This window comes from Saccharothrix hoggarensis, from assembly GCF_052936025.1.
On record NZ_CP193624.1, the window covers coordinates 1,960,724 to 1,978,306 of the forward strand.

A 17,583-nucleotide genomic window follows, 5' to 3' on the forward strand; every position below is an offset into this window, starting at 1 on the left:
CTTGCGATCGGATGAGCGCAAGAGGCGCCACGGCCGAGTGGTTGAACGATGGTAACCGCGACCTTCAACAATGCAACCATTGTGACGCTGATCACACGAGCGGATACGCAGAGTGAAGTTGGATGGAAATTGGCACTGGGTAGTCAACTGCTTTGGAAATGCTCAATCGAGCATGGATAACGACTGTCTCTGGTTATGAGGGTTACCTGTACGAGTACGCGATCGATCCAATGCGGATCGACACGACCTCAACGGTTACGTGTGTGAGCCATCGACGATAATCAGCTGCCGCGCAGCCCGAACTTGGTCCATGCCGGCTCTTGGCTGCTTGACATAGGGGGATGGGCATGAGGATCTTGGCTTGGGCGGGCGATCGTGTCTTCGGTGCCAGGCGCCACCTGGAGAGCGTGTTCATCGCGGTCCTGTTAATCCCGGTCGTCCCTGACCTGTTCGTCGACTGGCTCGGCGACCCCGGTCGGCCCCAGCGCAACGGGTTGCTGCGAGTGCTGGCCGTGGTCACGGTCTTCACCCTCGCGGTCCTAGTCGGCATCGCGCGCAGCGCCTGGGTCCGTCATCGAGGCGAACGTGCTCGCAGACCTTTCACCCCGCTACCTGCCGCTGACGTCTTGGTTCTGCCGATCAGCGTTCGCTCGGACCCGTACATGCGCAAGCAGCGCCGTGACCGAGCGCCGGAGGTCCCGGAGTTCCTCTGTGAGGAGAGCAAACCCAAGACGGTCATCGGGGTCTTCACCCCACGAACCGCGCCAATGGCAGACGACCTCGCGACGGAGTTGGCTGCTGACGGCATCGCGTTCCAGCCCGTCCTGATCGACGACGCGCACAGCCCGGTCGCCGCGGTCGAGGACAGCGACAAAGTCCTCGACCAGCTCCGCGCTCTCAATGTCTCTGCCGATCGCGTGCTCATCGATGTCACCGGTGGCAGCGTCCCGCTCACCCTCGCGATGATGCGCGTCGCCGCGCTCCTCGGTGCCCGCTGCGTCTACGTGTCCGCTGACGTCGATTCCGAGGGGCGCCGCGTCCCCTACAGTCAACGCGGGCACGCCTTCGACCCCCGAGCCATCACGGGTGATGCCTGACCGGGTCATACCTGGCCGAGCAACGAGTAGGCGCGGCAAGCCGCGACACCCTGTGTCCCGATGCAGTCAAATTGTCGGACGTCGTTGGCAACCTGGAGCAATGTACAGCTACTTGAACCCTGGGCCGACGCCTCCTGCTGCGAACCCCGACGCGGCGAAGCTGATGCGGCGTATCAGGAGGTCGGGCACGAAACCGGAGCTGGCGTTGCGCAGCGCGCTGCACCGGAAAGGACTGCGCTTCGTCGTGGACCGCTCGCCACCCGGGACGGATCGCCGCAGGCGGGTGGACATCCTGCTGCGCGGTGCCCGCATCGCCCTGTTCGTCGACGGTTGCTTCTGGCACTCCTGCCCGGTGCACGGCCAGCTCCCGCAGGCCAACCGAAAGTGGTGGAGGCTGAAGCTTAGGGGGATCGCGTTGCGTGACCGCGACACGGACGCCCAGCTCGCCAAGGCGGGGTGGTTGGTGGTTCGGGTGTGGGAACACGAAGACCCCGCGGAGGCCGCGCAACGCGTGCTCGAACTCGTCGCGATGCGTACCGCATGGTCAGCGGTTGGTCCAACTCACTCGAGTGGTTGAACGCAACCGCGCTCATGCGCCCTACGACTCTGCGCTTGGCGCTTCGAACAGCACGGGAAGGAGCCTCAGCAGCCGCACGTCCGGTAATGGTGGATCATATGGTATCGCAGTGCTGTTGATTCTTTGTGATGTGTAATACTCCTGGTGAAGGGTGAATTGAAGGGCTCTCCGCTAGAGGGCGGCGGGGATTGTCGGTGTCCCGCCCTAGTCTGCGGTGCATGTCGAACTCCACAGGGCGCCGGCGCCAACGGCGGCCGGACCGGGCAGCTCGGTCTCGGGGCGGGGCGGGTGCATCGCCTGAACGCCATGTCAACGGCCTGACGACCCCATCAGTCGATGACGCGCAGGTGGCCATGGTGCTGGGTGCGGAAGAGATCGATTCAGCATTGTTGATCGAGATGTTGCTCCCAGTGTTGTGGCTAAGCCGTCTGGAGGCGTTTGCGGTAAACTCTTCCGTCGAAGGGGCGATGGTGCTGCATCACGCCTACGAACAATTTGGTATCACCTCCTACGTGTACACCGTCACATTCTCAATCACAGATTCGTCGACCGATTGGTCGACGAAATATGGACGTCTCGACCCGCGCTGGGACGCCGGAGTTCTGGATGGACACTGCCTATTGTGGCTTCCCCAGTCGGGCCGGGTCGTCGACGCGACGGTGGAGCAGTTCTCTACGGCGCCCGGTTCTATGCCCCAACTGTTGGTCGGCCGTGGGACAAGTTTGACCCCGCCAGAACGGACCTCCGCTGGAGGTGGGCTTGCCGCCGGCACGTTGCTCCCGGTGCTGAGCCCTGTCGGCCTACTGCATTACGAGCTGACGGGCCCGGAGTACCGGGATCTCGTCTCCTCATCGCTAACGCAGGAGGCCAACGAGCAGTACAGACGTGCTGGCGTCAACCTCGCCAGTCGCGCATTGACCCTGCTGCGCGTCGGCCCGGTCGCTGAGCGGGTGCGCAAGGTGCCGTACCCGCGCCTGCATGCTCTGCTCGACGCGGTCGGAAACGCGGAGTTCGTGGTCGAGCCCAATGGAGACTTCTTCTTCACGATCCGCAGCGACGACGTCGAACGCAGTTTGCGCCTCGATGCGATCACGATCGAGGTCGTCGACGCATTGGTGTCCCGCTATCCGGAAGATCGAGAACCTCGACCCGGCCCGGAACACGACCTGGTCAAAGAAACGCTGTCGGACGTCGCCACCGAAGCCCGGGTATTGCGGTCCGGGACCACAGCAACGGGTGGCGGTGACGTTCCTATTGTGCTTTTCGAACCGCGCGGCGCTGTCGGCGTCCAGGTGCGTGGCTTCGCAACGCTCGAAGCTCAGGCGGAGGGCATCATCATGGCCGGGTTCAGCCGGTTCTTGCCGAACTTCACGGCCGTGCCCCGACTGTCGTCCTGGTCGGTTAGGCATACACCAGACGGCCTCGAGCTATGGGATGGAGGTGGCATCTGGGCGCGTGCCGAATTGTCGGTCGACGATGAATGGCTCGCCGCAGCAGAAGCACACCAGATGGTTCGCGTAATCTACGGGGTGTTCGTCGGAGTGCGGGTCCCTCATGGGCGTGTCTCGTACACCGACGCCGACCGTGAGGTCGAACTCGTTCGGGCCAGGCATTCCGGTATTGTTGCCGTGGCCGAGATTCCCTGGGCCGGAAAACACAAGGCCCCAGGCTCGCGTTGGTGGCACTGGAACCGGCGTACTGCGTCCCGTTGGACTGTGCGGAGGACGTCGTGAGTGGCGAGTTCGGTCTGGCTGGTTATAGGTTCCAGTATCACGTCATCGTACTGACCGCGTTGGAGCTGTGGTGCGGATCGGATGACCGAGGTGTCGAGTCCATAGTGATCGAAGGACGTCCTGGTGCTGAGAAGGTCGACTACGAATTGATCGGCCGCATCAGCACCGACGACGGGGTCGTCCAGGTCAAGAGTCGCTGGGGTTCCAAGGCATGGTCTCCAACTGAACTGCTCGGCCTGCTCATGTCGTTGGAGCGGGACGCGAGCGGGTCCGCACGGCTCGAGCTCGTCGCGAACGGGACGTTCAGCTTTAAGGCGCGACAGTTCATCGAGTTGCTTGACCAAGCGCACGGCCTTAGTGACGAGAACCTGGCACGAACCGTGAAGCAGTTGACGACCACGCGGAAGCCAGACGTCGCGATGCTGGAGGCGTTACGGCGGTCGTCGGTCCGAGTTCAGCCGTACGGGTTATCCGAACTGCGTGAACGGGTACGGAATCAGCTCCGGCGGGTTCGCTCGGCGGCTGGACAGGGCATTGGTGTTCAGGCAGCCGAACTGCTTCGCGCCTACCTGCTCGGATTGGCCATGGACAAGTCTGAAGCCGACGACGTCGCAGGCCGCACGTTGCACCGCGGCGAGTTCCTAGAGGCGTTGAGTGCGTCACGAGCCGATGTGGAAGCAGCCCTCGCGGCCAGATGGGGGGTGCCGATCGGACTCGTCAATCGCGAGCACGCCGTTCGACGTGATGAGTTGCTCCAGGAGGTGACGAAGCACCTCGCGGGGGAGGCCGGACTGCACACGACGGACGGGCAGGTTCGGACGTGTGTGCTGACCGGCCCCGCTGGTATTGGCAAGACCACATTGGCTCAGCAGTACGCCCTCGACAACGCTGCCGAGTTCGATTGGATCTACCAGCTCACCGTGCACGGTGACGATGATGTGACCGCGAAGGGCGAGGTTCTAGGTGAGGAACTGGAGCAGTTCGCGTCATGGCTCGAGGGCAGGGGCGTCACGATTCGGCGCGGTCCGCACCGGTCACCGGCGGACGCGGCGGGTGCGGTCACTGAGGCCCTCGCCGGGTGCTCGCAGTCATGGTTGTTGATCCTGGACAACGCGACGGCGGCCGACACGATTGCGTCGCTGCTGCCTGCCTCCGGATATGGGGCGGTGTTGATCACCACCCGGAACAGCGCCTGGCATAGCCCGCACCCCATCGTCAAGGTCGATGAACTTACGTTGGAGCAGGGGCGTGCCCTCATACAGCGGAGGCTCGCAGACCTGGACCTCGCCGACGCAGATGCCGATGCGTTGTGCAGTACGTTGGGCGGCTTCCCTCTGAGTCTGGTCACGGCCACCAGCTACCTGCGCAGCACCCGGGAATCCATCGGGAACTTCCTCGAGACCCTAGGTGACGAGGTGCGTCGACTTGATGCGCTGGATTTCCCTCTCCAACGCCTGGACGACTACCCGCGCACCGCAGTGGCGGCAGTGAACCTCGCGTTGCAGCGACTGCGCGCACGGGAGGGGAATCTTCCCGCCGACGCAATCGCCGTCCTGGCGCGTGCCAGCGTCGTCTTCCCGGACCGGATCCCGGTGCAACTCCTGGCCACCGACCGCAGCACCTTCATTGCCTCGGTGGCCGCGCTGACGGAGCTTTCGCTCATCGACCGCTGGCAGGACAGCGCGAAGCGGGACTGGGTGCGTGTCCACCGAGCCGTCCAAGACGTCGTCCGCGCCGAACTCGGCATGCACCCGGATGAGCTTCGAGAGACATTGCTCGCTGTGGAGTTGGCCGCCACCGACCTGATGGTCGACTGCATGAGAGCCATGGACATGGTGACCGGTGGGGCGTTGCGCCTGCACGCCATCACGCTCGCGGAACGCCTGGTGCAGCACGGCGCGCAGAGCTGGCAGACCACCACAGCGATGCTGTCCAACGCGGCATCGATCGCGAGGTTCCAGGGTGATCTCGCCGACGCGCAACGCCTCGTCAAAGAAGCGTTGGACCTAATACCGCCTGGTGACTATGACCCGCAGATCGCTGGCCGACGCGGGCGGACACTAGCCACGCTGGCACAATTGCAACTCGAACACGATGAGGTTGAGGACGCGCGATCGACTCTGGAAGCGGCTCGACGCGTCCACGACATGCACCGGATCATTCCCGCGCACTTCGAGGCGTTGGTCGAGTGCGTGGCGGTGCAATGTCGGCTCGAGGCGCACCTAGCCACCGATCAGGCCGAGGTGCGTGCGCAATTCGAGAAGGTGAAGGCCTTGCCTGAGCCTACGCACCAAGCAGCATTGGTGCGCGCCTCATGCCTGGTTACGATCGCACGGGAGATGGTCTGGAAGGCGGGTGTACGTTCCGATTTCCGAGACTGTGCCGAACAGTTGCTCGCCTTGATTGGTCATCGCGACCACGAAGAACCGGCCGCAGCTGCTACGGCGCACATGGCTCTGGCTGAAGCGCACGGGTCAGAAGGTGCAGTCGATGCAGCCTGGCGACACTTCCGACAATTCAAGCAGATCGTGTCCGGCATCGCTGGGATCGATCCGGCTTTCGAAGTGGACGAGTCGATCGAACTCGCCTTGGGGTTGCTCGGGGTGTGCATGGACGAGGTGACGGGATTTCCGTACCGCGACATCAGCCGGCTCATCCAGATGCTCCTGGCGGACATCGACGACCAGGTGGCCGAGGTTGACTGGGCGGCTACGCAACGCGACTGGATGAGCATCAGGCTGAGTTCGCTGAAAGCCCTCTATGCGGCGCAGAACGGCCACGTCGACGAGTATCAGCGGTATGCTCGGGAGGTAAAGCGCCTCGTGCGCCAGTACCGGAAGAAACTGCCGGGCAACGTCGAAGCCATGGCTCGAAACATTCGAGTGGTTGCACCTCTCGCGAGGTTTCAGCAGACCCGCAGGCTAGGACTGAAACCTGGGGAGAATCTGTCGAACTCGCTATCGGCCCCAGCCAGGCCCAAATATGAGCCGGAACGCTGCCGTCACTTCGATCTACTGCCGACCCGACCGATACCGTCTGACGTAGAGGACGCTGGCGCAGAGGTGCCTGGAGTCGGAACCGAACTCGTGGTTAACCGGGTGCAAGGTATCGCCACGCACACTGCGCTGCTCGACGAGCTCATCGGTGACGACCTGCCGTCTGCACAGGAGGTTGAGGACGTGCTGCGGGAGCCTGTCACGAAGCCCCAGGTTGCTGTTGATCACCTCATCGGCGCCTGGCGCCTGATCGACACGGTGTCCTACAGGATCGGTGAAATCACGGGAGAGTCGATCGACGATGTGCGGAACAAGTGCAAGGACAGCCTGATCCGATCCCAACACGACAACATGGTCGACACCGTACCGACGCGCATGATCCTTCACTGCTTCAACAGCGGATGGTACCCGGAGTTGAACCAGATCCTGACGCAGTTGGATCGAGACGGGATGGTACGCGTTCTCGCCGACCTTATCGGGGTCGAGTGTCAACTGGCCGAGGAGCTCGCCGGTCTGACAGGTGCCTCTGTAGCGGAGGTGGTTTCCCAGATACGCGGTTTGGCGACTGACTTCGATGGTACGGTGCGATACCCAGGAGGGAACTCGTACAATGTCGCGACCGGAACGATCAGGATTGGCCGCTCCATAACCGGTAGTGACATGTCGTTGTGGCTCAATGACCCGGAAACCGGCACCGTTGACCACGTCTGGATCCTCGGTGACAGCGGTGCCGGAAAGTCCAACTCGTTGCGCATCGTGTTGCTGGAGGCGGTCGGGTCCGGATTGTTCCACATTTTCCCATCCGACCCGCGCAACGAGCACGGCTTCGATCGCCTCTGGCGTTCCGCCGTAGACACTCCGGCGTGGATCGCCACCAACGCTGCGGACACGATGAGGAACCTTGAGGCGGCGGTTAGGGTGGTTAAGGCCAGGGCTGCGTCGGAGAGCGTGTCAAGTCCGACCGCGGAACGTCCCGGAATCCTATTCGGGATCGATGATGCGGATGACGTCCTTCGGCTTCCGAGAGGTCGGGAATTGATTCGCTACATCGTGACGCACGGTCAAGCTGTCGGAGTGGGAATGGTCGCAGTTATTCGGGACCTCGACTGTGTCGGCGGTGATGAGGTCCTGTGTCGGGAAATTGCCAATGCGCGCAGCACGGTCTTCGTTGGCTTGGTCACGTCCGACAAGTGGGAGGAGTTGCGATCTGATTACCAAAGTCGGCCACAGGAGTGAACTGGGTTGGTCGCAGGCCAGTCGCTGAGGCTAGAGGCTCAGTGGGTGGATCAGTCGATATTGGCAGGTCGTCGTGGCTGTGGAACGAAGGGTGAGGTAGTCATCATTAGCGCACACCTCGATTATCTCGACAAGCGAAGTGCTGTAGTCCTCGCCAGCCTTTTCGTGGCAGTCGCTGGTCATCCGGCTCCGCTCATGCTACGCCAGCGGCTCACCCTGATTCGACAAGGCCCAGTCCCGTACGGCGTATCTTGTTAGCTCCAGTAGGGGTATGAGGGCGAGTATCCTGTGGAAGCAGCGGGGCGCGTGCTCGATTCGGTCGCGATTCGCACTACGCGGACCATAGGCGATCCAACTCGATCTAATAATGAAGCATGCCTCGCCCGGAAGGGCGGGGCATGCTTCAGAGCGGTTCGCCGCTTGCAGGTTCTCCTGGGCGTCCTTGAACGACCATCGAAGCGTTCACTGGACTACTGGTCGCATCGCTTCAGTTGAGGAATCGCGTAGCCGGTGACCTAAGGGCATAGTGGTGTGGGGGAATGTTTGACCCCTTGAAGTTTCGCTCAGTGTTCATGTCGATGCTCGTGAGTACGCTGTCGCTTGCGCGGTATAGAATGCGCTCAACCCCGGCGAGATCTATCGCTGGCAGTTTCCAGTTGCATTGCGAGAGCATCAGTGAGGTGCTGTTGAACGCAGTGTTCGCCGACGATATACAGCATCACTTCGGGGTCCGTATCTAATACTTGATCTCTGCGATCAACTCGTCCGGTGCTGCGGAAGCAGCTCTCACGCGTGCGTGACTTGGATTCCGGCCCGGTGAACATAGGCAGGGCTGGGAAGGAGATCACCCGCCCTTCAGTCCACCTCCTGCTCGGTGGTGCTCATGCGGTAGTCCGGCGTAGGGCGTCGCGGACATCGCGGGCCGTGTCGGTACCGCAGCCCAGCGCCTCCCGTAGCCGCGTCGCGGACGGGTCGGTGGACAGCTGGCCGGCGGCGATCATCCAGCGAGCGCGGTCTACCAGTAGGGCCACTCGGTCGCCGGTGGTCCCACGCTGCGCCGCTGTGCTGCCAGGCGCGTTTTGCCTGTACTTCGGGCTGGTGCGGGTAGGAGTAGGGGCTACCGGTGGGCCGTGGTCGAGGTCGGCGAACGCCGTCCAGATGATTGGCAGCACTGCCACGGCGCCGACCGCGACCAGTGGGCCGATGGCGTGGGCGAGGAGCTGCATCGGGTCGAACCGCGTCCACGGCACCGACACCCACGGCAGGTACGGCCACACGTTCAAGGTCAGCGTCACCGCCAGCGCCCCGTACTCGACCACCGTCAGGTGTGGGTGGTGCAGCACCCGGCCGCGGGTCGCCAGGAACGCCCGTGTCCCGACCACCACCAGCATCACCGTCGAGATCACGGGTTCCACAGCCCAGGCGCCCCACCACGCGGCGGTGCGTTCGACCATGCCTCGGGTGAGCGTGTGGTGAACGCCGGTGGTGGACCACGCCAGTGCCCCGACCAGTGCCGTCAGTGCCGCGGAGGTGAGCACCAGGCGCACCCGCGATGCCTGCCAAGCCCGTGCGGCCGGGTCCTGGGCGAGGGTGTGCAGGCGGGCGGCTTCGGCGGCGCGTTTGCGGCTGCGCCGGACCCGGTCGGTGTCCACCAGCAGTGGCGCGGCGTCGGCCTGCAACTCCAGTAGGAGGTGGGCTTCGTCGACCTCGGCACGTAGGTCGCGGACCCGCTTGGTGGCCGGTGCGATGGCGGGTGGGGTCGGGTCGGCTTTGGTGGGGGCGTGGGTGGCGACGTAGTTCTCCAGCTCGGCCACGGCGCGCTCCACGTCGTTGTCGTTCGGCTCGGGGAAGGGCGTGGAGGTGTTCATCGCCGCACTCCGCAGTCGTCGCCGGGGCAGTCCACGATGTGCCAGGTGCGGCGCGCGGCGGCGCTGCGGCCCGACAGCAGGTTGGTGGCGTCCCGCAGCCGTTCGGCGGCGATGCGGTCCTCCAGGCAGTGCGGTGAGGAGCGCCAGCCGCTGAGGTGAGCGAAGGTCGGCGGCTCCTTGTAGAACAGGTGGACCCGGCTCATCGGGCACCTCCGCTTCGCCGCGGCGCACAGCGTGGGCACGGCACTGATCGTGTGCGGTCTTCGTCCTGCCACACGACGCGTGCGCTGACTGGGTCGGAGTCGCGGGCGTCGCACTGCCCGCACACCGGTGGGACCGCCGAGCGTCCGGTGGCGGGCGCGCTCGGCGTGGGACGGTTATCTGGACGGTTGAAGGACGGTTTGGGCGTCGTGGTGACGCCCCCGTTGGTCGCTGTTGACGCCCCCAGGCGCTTCTGCTGACGCCCCCGGCTGGTCGGAGGGGCGCCGTCCTGACGCCTCTCGTTCGAGGCTGTGGACAACTCGGGGGACAGGAGGTCGTAGACCTGGGGTCGTGCGTTGGCCTCCGGGATCTTGGTGTCGCGCACTCGCGTGTTGCCCGCACAGATCAGGCCCAGCTCTTCCAGCGACCGCAGGGAACGCTGGATGGTCCGTCGGGACAGACGGGTGTAGCGCACCATCCGTTCGACCGACGGGAACGCGTCCCGACCGTCGGGTCCGGCGTGGTTGGCGAGTGCGATCAGTGTGATCGCCAGTGTCGAGGCGTCCTTGCGGTCCGTGGGGATGGGGGCGCGGTTGAGCGCCCAGTCGATGGCCTCGATGCTCACCAGGCACCGTCCACGGCACGGGCGCGGTAGAGGAGGCTGGCGACGGTGCCGACGATCGAGGTGTCCTGGTCGGCCAGCCACTCGATGACGTGCCGGTCGTGCTCACCCAGTTCGACGCCGTCCAGCAGCTCCAGGAGGGCGGCGGCACGGTCGGCGTGGCGACGAGCGCGCCACTGGTCGGTGGTCTCGTCCGGCTGCTGGCTGTCGAGGGTTTCGGCGCCGCTCATGTCGAAGGGCGGGCGAACGCGCCGCGGTGGCCGTCGGAGCGGCGTAGTGGGAGTGGGGAAGTTGGTGGTGCTCATCGTGAACAGGACCTCTGGTGCTCGGGTCCCGCCTCACAGGCGTCTCACGAACCTGTTAGACGGGGCCGGAATGGAGGCCCTGACCTGGATTGCCGCCGGACTCGACCAGCCACAACGGACTGGAGGAGACCATTGTGGACACCCCTTGTCCCGCTGGGGGTCAAGGGGTCGCAGGTTCAAATCCTGTCGTCCCGACGGCCGAAAGAGCCCGCTAACCAGGTATAATACCTGGTTAGCGGGCTCTTTTGTTTCCATATGTGGATCTTGGCCTTGATCATGTGCTCGGACGCCGGGATGAGCGTGGCGCTGCCCTGTTTGACGAACTTGATCCGTCCGGCCCGCATCTGCCGCAGCCTGGGCATGGAACAACAGGCGCGATGGCCAGCCGAACTGGACCGGCTACGAAGGCAGGCACGCCCGTCGCAGCAGACCCGACGAGCGGCATGTACTCGTCCCGTCGTCCAGCAACCGAACAGGTCCTGAGCCCCACCGACCCCGCCACCCACCAAGCACCGGCCGTCCTCGTGACGAGCCACCGCAACGCGTGAACATCCGCACATGCCGACGAGAGCGGGACGGCTCCGGCAAGATCGCGCTATGACGACGGGAAGGTACGAACCGAACCAGTTGCTGGGCAGACTGGTCGGGTCTCGGCTCTACCCGGTGCAGTTCGTGCACGACTACCTCCAGCTGCGCTTTGACGCTCCCGGCACGGAGCAGCCGGTTCTCAACTGCTACGTGATGCCCACGGCCATTGTCGAGGAGCGCCGGTACACCGACGGCCCACCCGGCTACGCCGACGCACTGCGCTCGTTGATCTCCGCGACCGTCGTCGCCACCGAGGAAGCCATCGGCATCGGACTGCGGATCGAATTCGACAACGGCACCCTGGTCCTGCACCCCACCCCCACCGAACTCGACGGGCCCGAGATCGCCATGTTGAACGGCTTCACCGACGGCCAGTGGATGTGCTGGCGCCCAGGAGAAGACTCGTTCGAAGACCTCGCCTGACGCACCGGCACCGTCCCTCCACCCACCCGCAGCACCCCGCCACCCGAACGTCCGCACATGCCGCGATGCGGGTGGCCCGGCCGCTTGCTCGTGCCACTCCACCAAGCAAGGCGCCCATCAGAAGCGGAGCAGAGCCCCGACCCTGTGCTTCGCTGAACGCGGCGGCGCGGCGTGTCGGCTTGGGTGCCGAACCAGCAGCTCGACACCGGGCAAAGAGTTGGCGCTCACATTCGATAGGTGTCTTTTAGCGCCAACCGGCCGGTTGCAGCCTGCACGGTGAACTCGGCCTGATCCCGCACGTGGAATACGAGAGCAACCACCACCGCGCAACTGCGCCCGCCTTGACGTCAAGCGGTGATCACATTCCCCATCAAACCCGGTACTTGGTGCCGCTTCGGATGCGGCCAGGGTTGTCGAATATAGCCAGAGGTGTCGTTGTCGTCAACGGTTGTTATCGCTCACATGGCTTCGATGATCTTCGAATAGCAGGAGCCGACGGGCATTTGTCCGGCGTCTGCGCACTTCATGCGAGGGTATTGACGTTCGGTTCACGGTCCGTTACTCCTGCCGGACTGCCTCCAAGCCACTGGCATGTTAGCGTGGACGTAGATATGTGCGTCTCATCGCACGGTGTGGGCTGGGGCTGGTCAGACTGCGGTTGACGGCTGTTGACCAGTTTCGATACTGGCCACCTCGTGGCCTGCCCGGAATATTGACCGACATCAATAGTAGTCATTAGTTTGTTGCCTCGACAGACGAGCCAAGCGGTACACGGAACAGCTCGATCGTAGTGCGGAGAGCTCAATGGCGAACTCACCCGAACCAGGCCGGACCCGATGGCGACGCTCGCCGCTGTGGTTGAGCCGTGCCCAGGTGCAGACCTGCGGACGCGCCGATGTCGCTCGTGACCGCCTCAGAGTCTCCCTCACCACGGCACAGCCGTCCGCGCTCGGCCTGACACGACGAGGAGAGTCATGGAAGTTCGAGCCATCACACGGGTCACCGTGGCGTTCGCGACCGGAATCGCACTCACCGCGGTGCCGTTCGCCTCGCCGGCGAACGGCGCGACCGAAGGGCCGTGCGACATCTACGCGGCCAGCAACACGCCGTGCGTGGCGGCGCACAGCACCACGAGGGCGCTGTACGGCGCGTACAACGGTCCGCTGTACCAGGTCCGGCGCTCGTCGGACAACGCCACGCGCGACATCGGTCCGCTCACCGCGGGCGGGGTCGCCAACGCCGCCACGCAGGATTCGTTCTGCGCCGGCACGACGTGCCTCATCACCGTCCTCTACGACCAGTCCGGCCGCGGCAACCACCTCACCCAGGCGCCTCCCGGGGATTTCCTCGGCCCGGCTCCGGGCGGCTATGACAACCTCGCGGTCGCGACCGCGGCGCCGGTGACCGTCGGCGGGCAGAAGGCGTACGGCGTGTTCATCTCGCCCGGCACCGGCTACCGCAACAACAGGACCAACGGCATCGCCACCGGCGACCAGCCGGAGGGCATCTACGCCGTCCTCGACGGCACGCACTACAGCGACGGCTGCTGCTTCGACTACGGCAACGCGCAGACCGACGGCAAGGCCGACCGGCAGGGCATCATGGAGACCGTCTACTTCGGCTCCAACAACTGGTGGGGGTCCGGGGACGGCCCCGGCCCGTGGGTCATGGCCGACTTGGAGTGGGGGCTGTTCTCCGGCGTGAACCCCCGTTACAACCCGAACCCGACTATCACGCACCGGTTCGTCACGGCGATCGTCAAGGGCGAGCCCAACCACTGGGCCATCCGCAGCGGCAACGCCCAGTCCGGTGGACTGTCGACCACCTTCGACGGGCCACGCCCCAACGGCTACCACCCGATGCAGAAGGAAGGCGGAATCCTCCTCGGCATCGGTGGTGACAACAGCATCGGTGGTGCCGGCACCTTCTACGAAGGCGTGATGACCTCGGGCTACCCGACCAACGCCACCGAGGACGCCGTGCAGGCCAACATCGCCGCCGCCGGCTACGCGGCCGGGTCGGTCGCTCCGGTCAACCGCATCCAGTCCTACAACTTCCCCGACCGCTACATCCGCCACGTCGACTTCGACGCGCGCATCGACCCGAACGTCAACCCCGCCCAGGACGCCCAGTTCCGCTTGGTCCCCGGCCTGGCAGGCGCGGGAACCGTGTCGTTCCAGTCGGTCAACTACCCCCGCCACTACCTGCGGCACAGCGGTTTCGACTTCGTTCTGGCGGCCGACGACGGCAGCGCGACGTTCAAGGCCGACACCGCTTTCCGCCAGGTCGCGGGCTTGGCCGACCTGTCTTGGTCGTCGTTCCAGTCCTACAACTTCCCCGACCGCTACATCCGCCACCAGGACTACCAGCTGCGGCTGCACCAGATCTCCGATGCCATCGGCCGCGCCGACGCGACCTTCAGGCTGACGGGATGACCCCGCACCGCTGAGCCTCATTCCACGACGGGACCTGCACGACCGACAGGACTGACTACGCCCTTCAGACGGGGCGGGGGCCGCTCGTGGCCCCCGCCCCGGTCGGGCGCCGAAGTCGGTCGTGCGGTCTGAGCCGCGGTCAGGTTGCTGTGGGCTCCCGCTCGTTGATCAGGCCGCCGCTGACCTGTCGACGTGCGGCCCGGCTGGGGGAGGGTCCGGCTCGGGGCGACCGAGCCCGGTACGTCCTGGTGCCCGCCCGGCTGGTCGAGCGCCAGGGCACCGCCCCGCCGCGCGTGCGGTGACGCCGCGGGTGGCCGAGCGGTGGACGGTGCCGGGCACCGGATCGCGAGTTGGCGGTGACCTTGCTCTTGACATCCGCGTGGCCTTGCGCAGACACTGAAGTACCACAGGATGTTAACGTGAACATTGCTTCCGGCAACTCCCGCTCTTTACGCGCCATGTACCACCCCGCGCCATGTTGACGTAAACATGGTGCGGGCGGTCGGCACCCCGGCCGTGCTCCTCCAGCGCCACAGCGCTGCCGCCGGTGGTGACCGGCTTATCGGCAAGGCCGCTGCAGCCGACGCTGCACGCAGTCCGTTCCGAGGAGAGACAATGACGTCCCCCCGCTCGAGGATCGCCGCCGCCGCGGCGACCCTGCTGACCACCTTGGCCGCCTCACTGTTGGTACACCAGCCCGCCGCGCACGCGGCAGGTCCTGCGCCGCACTACGTGATGACGGCGTTCACCAACAGCAGCGAGTCGAACATGTACGTGTACGACTCGGCGAACGGGACGAACTTCAACCTGGTTCGCTCCAACGCGTACACGCCGCCGTCCGGGCTGATCCGCGACCCCAGCGTCATCCGGCACACCGACGGCTACTACTACATCGTCTACACCACGGGCTGGACCGGGAACACGATCGGTTTCGCCCGCAGCGCCGACTACACGACGTGGACGTTCCTGCGCAACGTCACCGTCGGCCTCAACGGCTCCACCGGCAGCACGTGGGCCCCGGAGTGGTTCAAGGACACCGACGGCAGCGTGCACGTCGTCTTCTCGGCGTCGACCACGGGCACCGCGGGCCAGTTCCGGCCCTACCGGATCACCGCGACCGACAGCTCGCTGTCGGCGTGGACCGCACCGGTGGCGCTGGGCATCCCGGCCAACTACATCGACAGCTTCATCGTCAAAGACGGCGGGACGTACCACAACTTCCTCAAGAACGAGACGACGAAGTACATCGAGCACGCCACCGCGACGTCGCTCAACGGCCCGTGGCAGTTCGTCGGCACCGGCGACTGGGCGGGTTGGGGCTCGGGCCTCGAAGGACCCGCGCTCGTGCAGCTGCCCGACGGCCGATGGCGGATCTACTTCGACCAGTACGGCGCCAGGCGCTACTTCTACGCGGACAGCTCCAACCTGAACACCTTCGGCGCCAAGGTCGAGCTGTCGGAGCTGTCCGGCACCGCGCGCCACTTCACCGTGCTGCGGGAGAACGTTGGTGACAGCACGGCGGTGCCGACGGGCAGGCGTTGGGTGCGTTCGGTCAACTTCCCCGACCGGTATGTCAGGCACCGCAACAACGTCGCCTACGTCGAACCCGTCGGCACCGCCACCGATCGCGCCGACGCCACGTTCACCGTCGTCGGCGGGTTGGCCAACGGGAACTGCTACTCGTTCGAGTCGGTCAACTTCCCGGGCCACTACCTGCGTCACAGCTACATGAAGCTCGTGCTCGCCCGCAACGACGGATCGGCCGTCTTCCGCGGTGACGCGACCTTCTGCGGCCGGGAGGGCCTGGCCGGGGGCGGCTCCACCTCCTTCGAGTCCTACAACTTCCCCGGCCGCTACCTGCGGCACTTCGGCTTCGAGATGCGCCTGGACCTGAGGAGCACGGACACGGTGTTCGCCCGTGACGCCTCGTTCACCATGACCTCACCGCAAGCCTGACGATCGCGAGCCTGCCGGGTTCGGTGCGCGGACCACGTCACCGCGCACCGTCCACCGGGCAGTGCTGCACGCCCATGTCCCCGACCCCAAGCCGTTCGTCGATCACCACACATCCGTTGCCAATGGAGGCAGCCATGTCGACCGCTCGATCCCGGCTCACCGGAGCCCTTCTGCTCATAGCCGCGCTCTTGACCACGTTGGTCAGCGCGCCCACGGCGTCCGCCGTCATCGGTCCATCCCTCGTCGGCGCCGGGTCCGGTCGCTGCCTGGACGTGGTGGACAACAACGCCACCCCCGGCACCGAAGTGCAGATCTGGGACTGCAACGGGCAGGTGAACCAGGGCTGGGAGTTCACCGCCGCGGGCGAGATGCGGACGTTCGACGGCACCCGGTGCCTGGACGCCTACAACTTCGGCACCGCGCCGGGCACCCGGCTGGTGAGCTGGAACTGCACCGGCGCGGCGAACCAGAAGTTCCGGCGCAACGGCGACGGCACGATCACCGCCACCCAGTCCAACCTGTGCCTGGACGTGCTCAACCACGGCACCGCCAACGGCACGCGGGTGATCCTGTGGAGCTGCACCGGTGCGCCCAACCAGCGCTGGTCCACCGGACGGTCTGCCTACCCGAACCCCGGCTACGTCACCGGTGACATCGGCGTGCACGACCCGACCGTCGTCAAGCGCCCCGACGGCAGCTACCTGGTCGCGTACACGGGCGACGGCATCCCGTTGAAGACCTCCACGGACCGGATCGCCTTCCGCAACATCGGTGCCGCGTTCCCCGGCGGCACGCCGTGGGCCAACGCCTACACGAACAACAGCCCGCAGCTGTGGGCGCCGGACATCTCCTTCCGCAACGGCCAGTACTACATGTACTACTCGGCCTCGACCTTCGGTTCCATGAACTCGGCGATCTTCCTGGCCACCAGCCCCAGCGGCAACCCCGGCACGTGGACCCACCGCGGCCTGGTCGTGTCGTCCCGTCCGGCCGACAACTTCAACGCCATCGACCCGAACCTGGTCGTGGACGACCAGGGCCGCTGGTGGCTGAACTTCGGCTCGTTCTGGTCGGGCATCAAGCTCATCCCGCTCGACCCCGCCACCGGCCTGCGGCAGGGCACCTCGATCACTTCCATCGCCTACAACGGCGCGATCGAGGCGCCGTTCATCGTCAAGCGCGGCAACTACTACTACCAGTACGTCTCGTTCGACTACTGCTGCCGCGGCGCCCAGAGCAACTACCGCATCATGGTGGGCCGCTCCACCAGCGTCACCGGCCCCTACGTCGACCGCAGCGGCCGCGCGATGACCTCCGGCGGCGGCACGGAGATCCTGGCCGGCCACGGCAACATCCACGGCCCCGGCCACCAGGCCGTGCTCGCCGACACCGACGGCGACATCCTGTTCTACCACTACTACGCCGACAACGGCGCGCCACTGCTGGGCATCAACCGCCTGGTCTACGACGCCGCCGGCTGGCCGACCGTCGTCTGACCACCGATGGACGTCGAGGAGGATTGACGACCAACCGCAGAGCGGTGCTC

Annotated in this window: 12 protein-coding genes; 8 read left to right on the forward strand and 4 right to left on the reverse strand. The window is 65.4% G+C overall.

The window, feature by feature from the left end; translation table 11 throughout:
- The first annotated feature begins 347 nt into the window (after positions 1 to 347).
- The 4 genes from ACRAKH_RS09635 to ACRAKH_RS09650 all read left to right on the forward strand — a co-directional run bounded on the left by ACRAKH_RS09635 (position 348) and on the right by ACRAKH_RS09650 (position 7,639).
- On the forward strand, positions 348 to 1,097 hold the full coding sequence (locus ACRAKH_RS09635) for a hypothetical protein (RefSeq protein WP_380723347.1): 750 nt from the start codon (positions 348 to 350) through the stop codon (positions 1,095 to 1,097).
- Between the two features lie 100 nt (positions 1,098 to 1,197).
- On the forward strand, positions 1,198 to 1,674 hold the full coding sequence (locus ACRAKH_RS09640; protein ID WP_380723348.1) for a very short patch repair endonuclease: 477 nt from the start codon (positions 1,198 to 1,200) through the stop codon (positions 1,672 to 1,674).
- A gap of 347 nt (positions 1,675 to 2,021) precedes the next feature.
- Positions 2,022 to 3,407 (forward strand): hypothetical protein, encoded by a 1,386-nt coding sequence (locus ACRAKH_RS09645; RefSeq protein WP_380723349.1) that lies wholly within the window; start codon positions 2,022 to 2,024, stop codon positions 3,405 to 3,407.
- The gene (locus tag ACRAKH_RS09650; RefSeq protein WP_380723350.1) at positions 3,404 to 7,639 is read left to right on the forward strand and encodes a hypothetical protein; all 4,236 of its coding nucleotides are present in this window, start codon (positions 3,404 to 3,406) and stop codon (positions 7,637 to 7,639) included. Before ACRAKH_RS09645 ends, ACRAKH_RS09650 begins: the two co-directional genes overlap by 4 nt.
- A gap of 881 nt (positions 7,640 to 8,520) precedes the next feature.
- Here the strand turns inward: ACRAKH_RS09650 and ACRAKH_RS09655 are convergent.
- The 4 genes from ACRAKH_RS09655 to ACRAKH_RS09670 are packed head-to-tail and all read right to left on the reverse strand — an operon-like array spanning position 8,521 to position 10,560.
- Positions 8,521 to 9,453 (reverse strand): hypothetical protein, encoded by a 933-nt coding sequence (locus ACRAKH_RS09655; RefSeq protein WP_380723351.1) that lies wholly within the window; start codon positions 9,451 to 9,453, stop codon positions 8,521 to 8,523.
- A gap of 50 nt (positions 9,454 to 9,503) precedes the next feature.
- On the reverse strand, positions 9,504 to 9,710 hold the full coding sequence (locus tag ACRAKH_RS09660; RefSeq protein WP_380723352.1) for a hypothetical protein: 207 nt from the start codon (positions 9,708 to 9,710) through the stop codon (positions 9,504 to 9,506).
- Positions 9,707 to 10,333, reverse strand: coding sequence for a helix-turn-helix domain-containing protein (locus tag ACRAKH_RS09665; protein WP_380723353.1), 627 nt, complete (start codon positions 10,331 to 10,333; stop codon positions 9,707 to 9,709). Before ACRAKH_RS09665 ends, ACRAKH_RS09660 begins: the two co-directional genes overlap by 4 nt.
- Positions 10,330 to 10,560, reverse strand: coding sequence for a hypothetical protein (locus tag ACRAKH_RS09670; protein WP_380723354.1), 231 nt, complete (start codon positions 10,558 to 10,560; stop codon positions 10,330 to 10,332). Before ACRAKH_RS09670 ends, ACRAKH_RS09665 begins: the two co-directional genes overlap by 4 nt.
- A gap of 738 nt (positions 10,561 to 11,298) precedes the next feature.
- Between ACRAKH_RS09670 and ACRAKH_RS09675 the strand changes: the two genes are divergently transcribed.
- The 4 genes from ACRAKH_RS09675 (at position 11,299) to ACRAKH_RS09690 (ending at position 17,533) form a co-directional block, all read left to right on the forward strand.
- Positions 11,299 to 11,646, forward strand: coding sequence for a hypothetical protein (locus ACRAKH_RS09675; protein WP_380723355.1), 348 nt, complete (start codon positions 11,299 to 11,301; stop codon positions 11,644 to 11,646).
- 974 nt (positions 11,647 to 12,620) lie between these two features.
- A complete protein-coding gene (locus ACRAKH_RS09680; protein ID WP_380723356.1) occupies positions 12,621 to 14,081 on the forward strand; it encodes an arabinofuranosidase catalytic domain-containing protein in 1,461 nt (486 codons plus the stop codon).
- A 615-nt stretch (positions 14,082 to 14,696) separates the two neighbouring features.
- Positions 14,697 to 16,037, forward strand: a complete 1,341-nt coding sequence (locus tag ACRAKH_RS09685; protein WP_380723357.1) for a glycoside hydrolase family 43 protein — start codon at positions 14,697 to 14,699, stop codon at positions 16,035 to 16,037.
- Positions 16,038 to 16,171: 134 nt separating this feature from the next.
- Positions 16,172 to 17,533: a family 43 glycosylhydrolase gene (locus tag ACRAKH_RS09690; protein WP_380723358.1), complete on the forward strand. Its 1,362-nt coding sequence runs from the start codon at positions 16,172 to 16,174 to the stop codon at positions 17,531 to 17,533.
- The last annotated feature ends 50 nt before the right edge of the window (positions 17,534 to 17,583 follow it).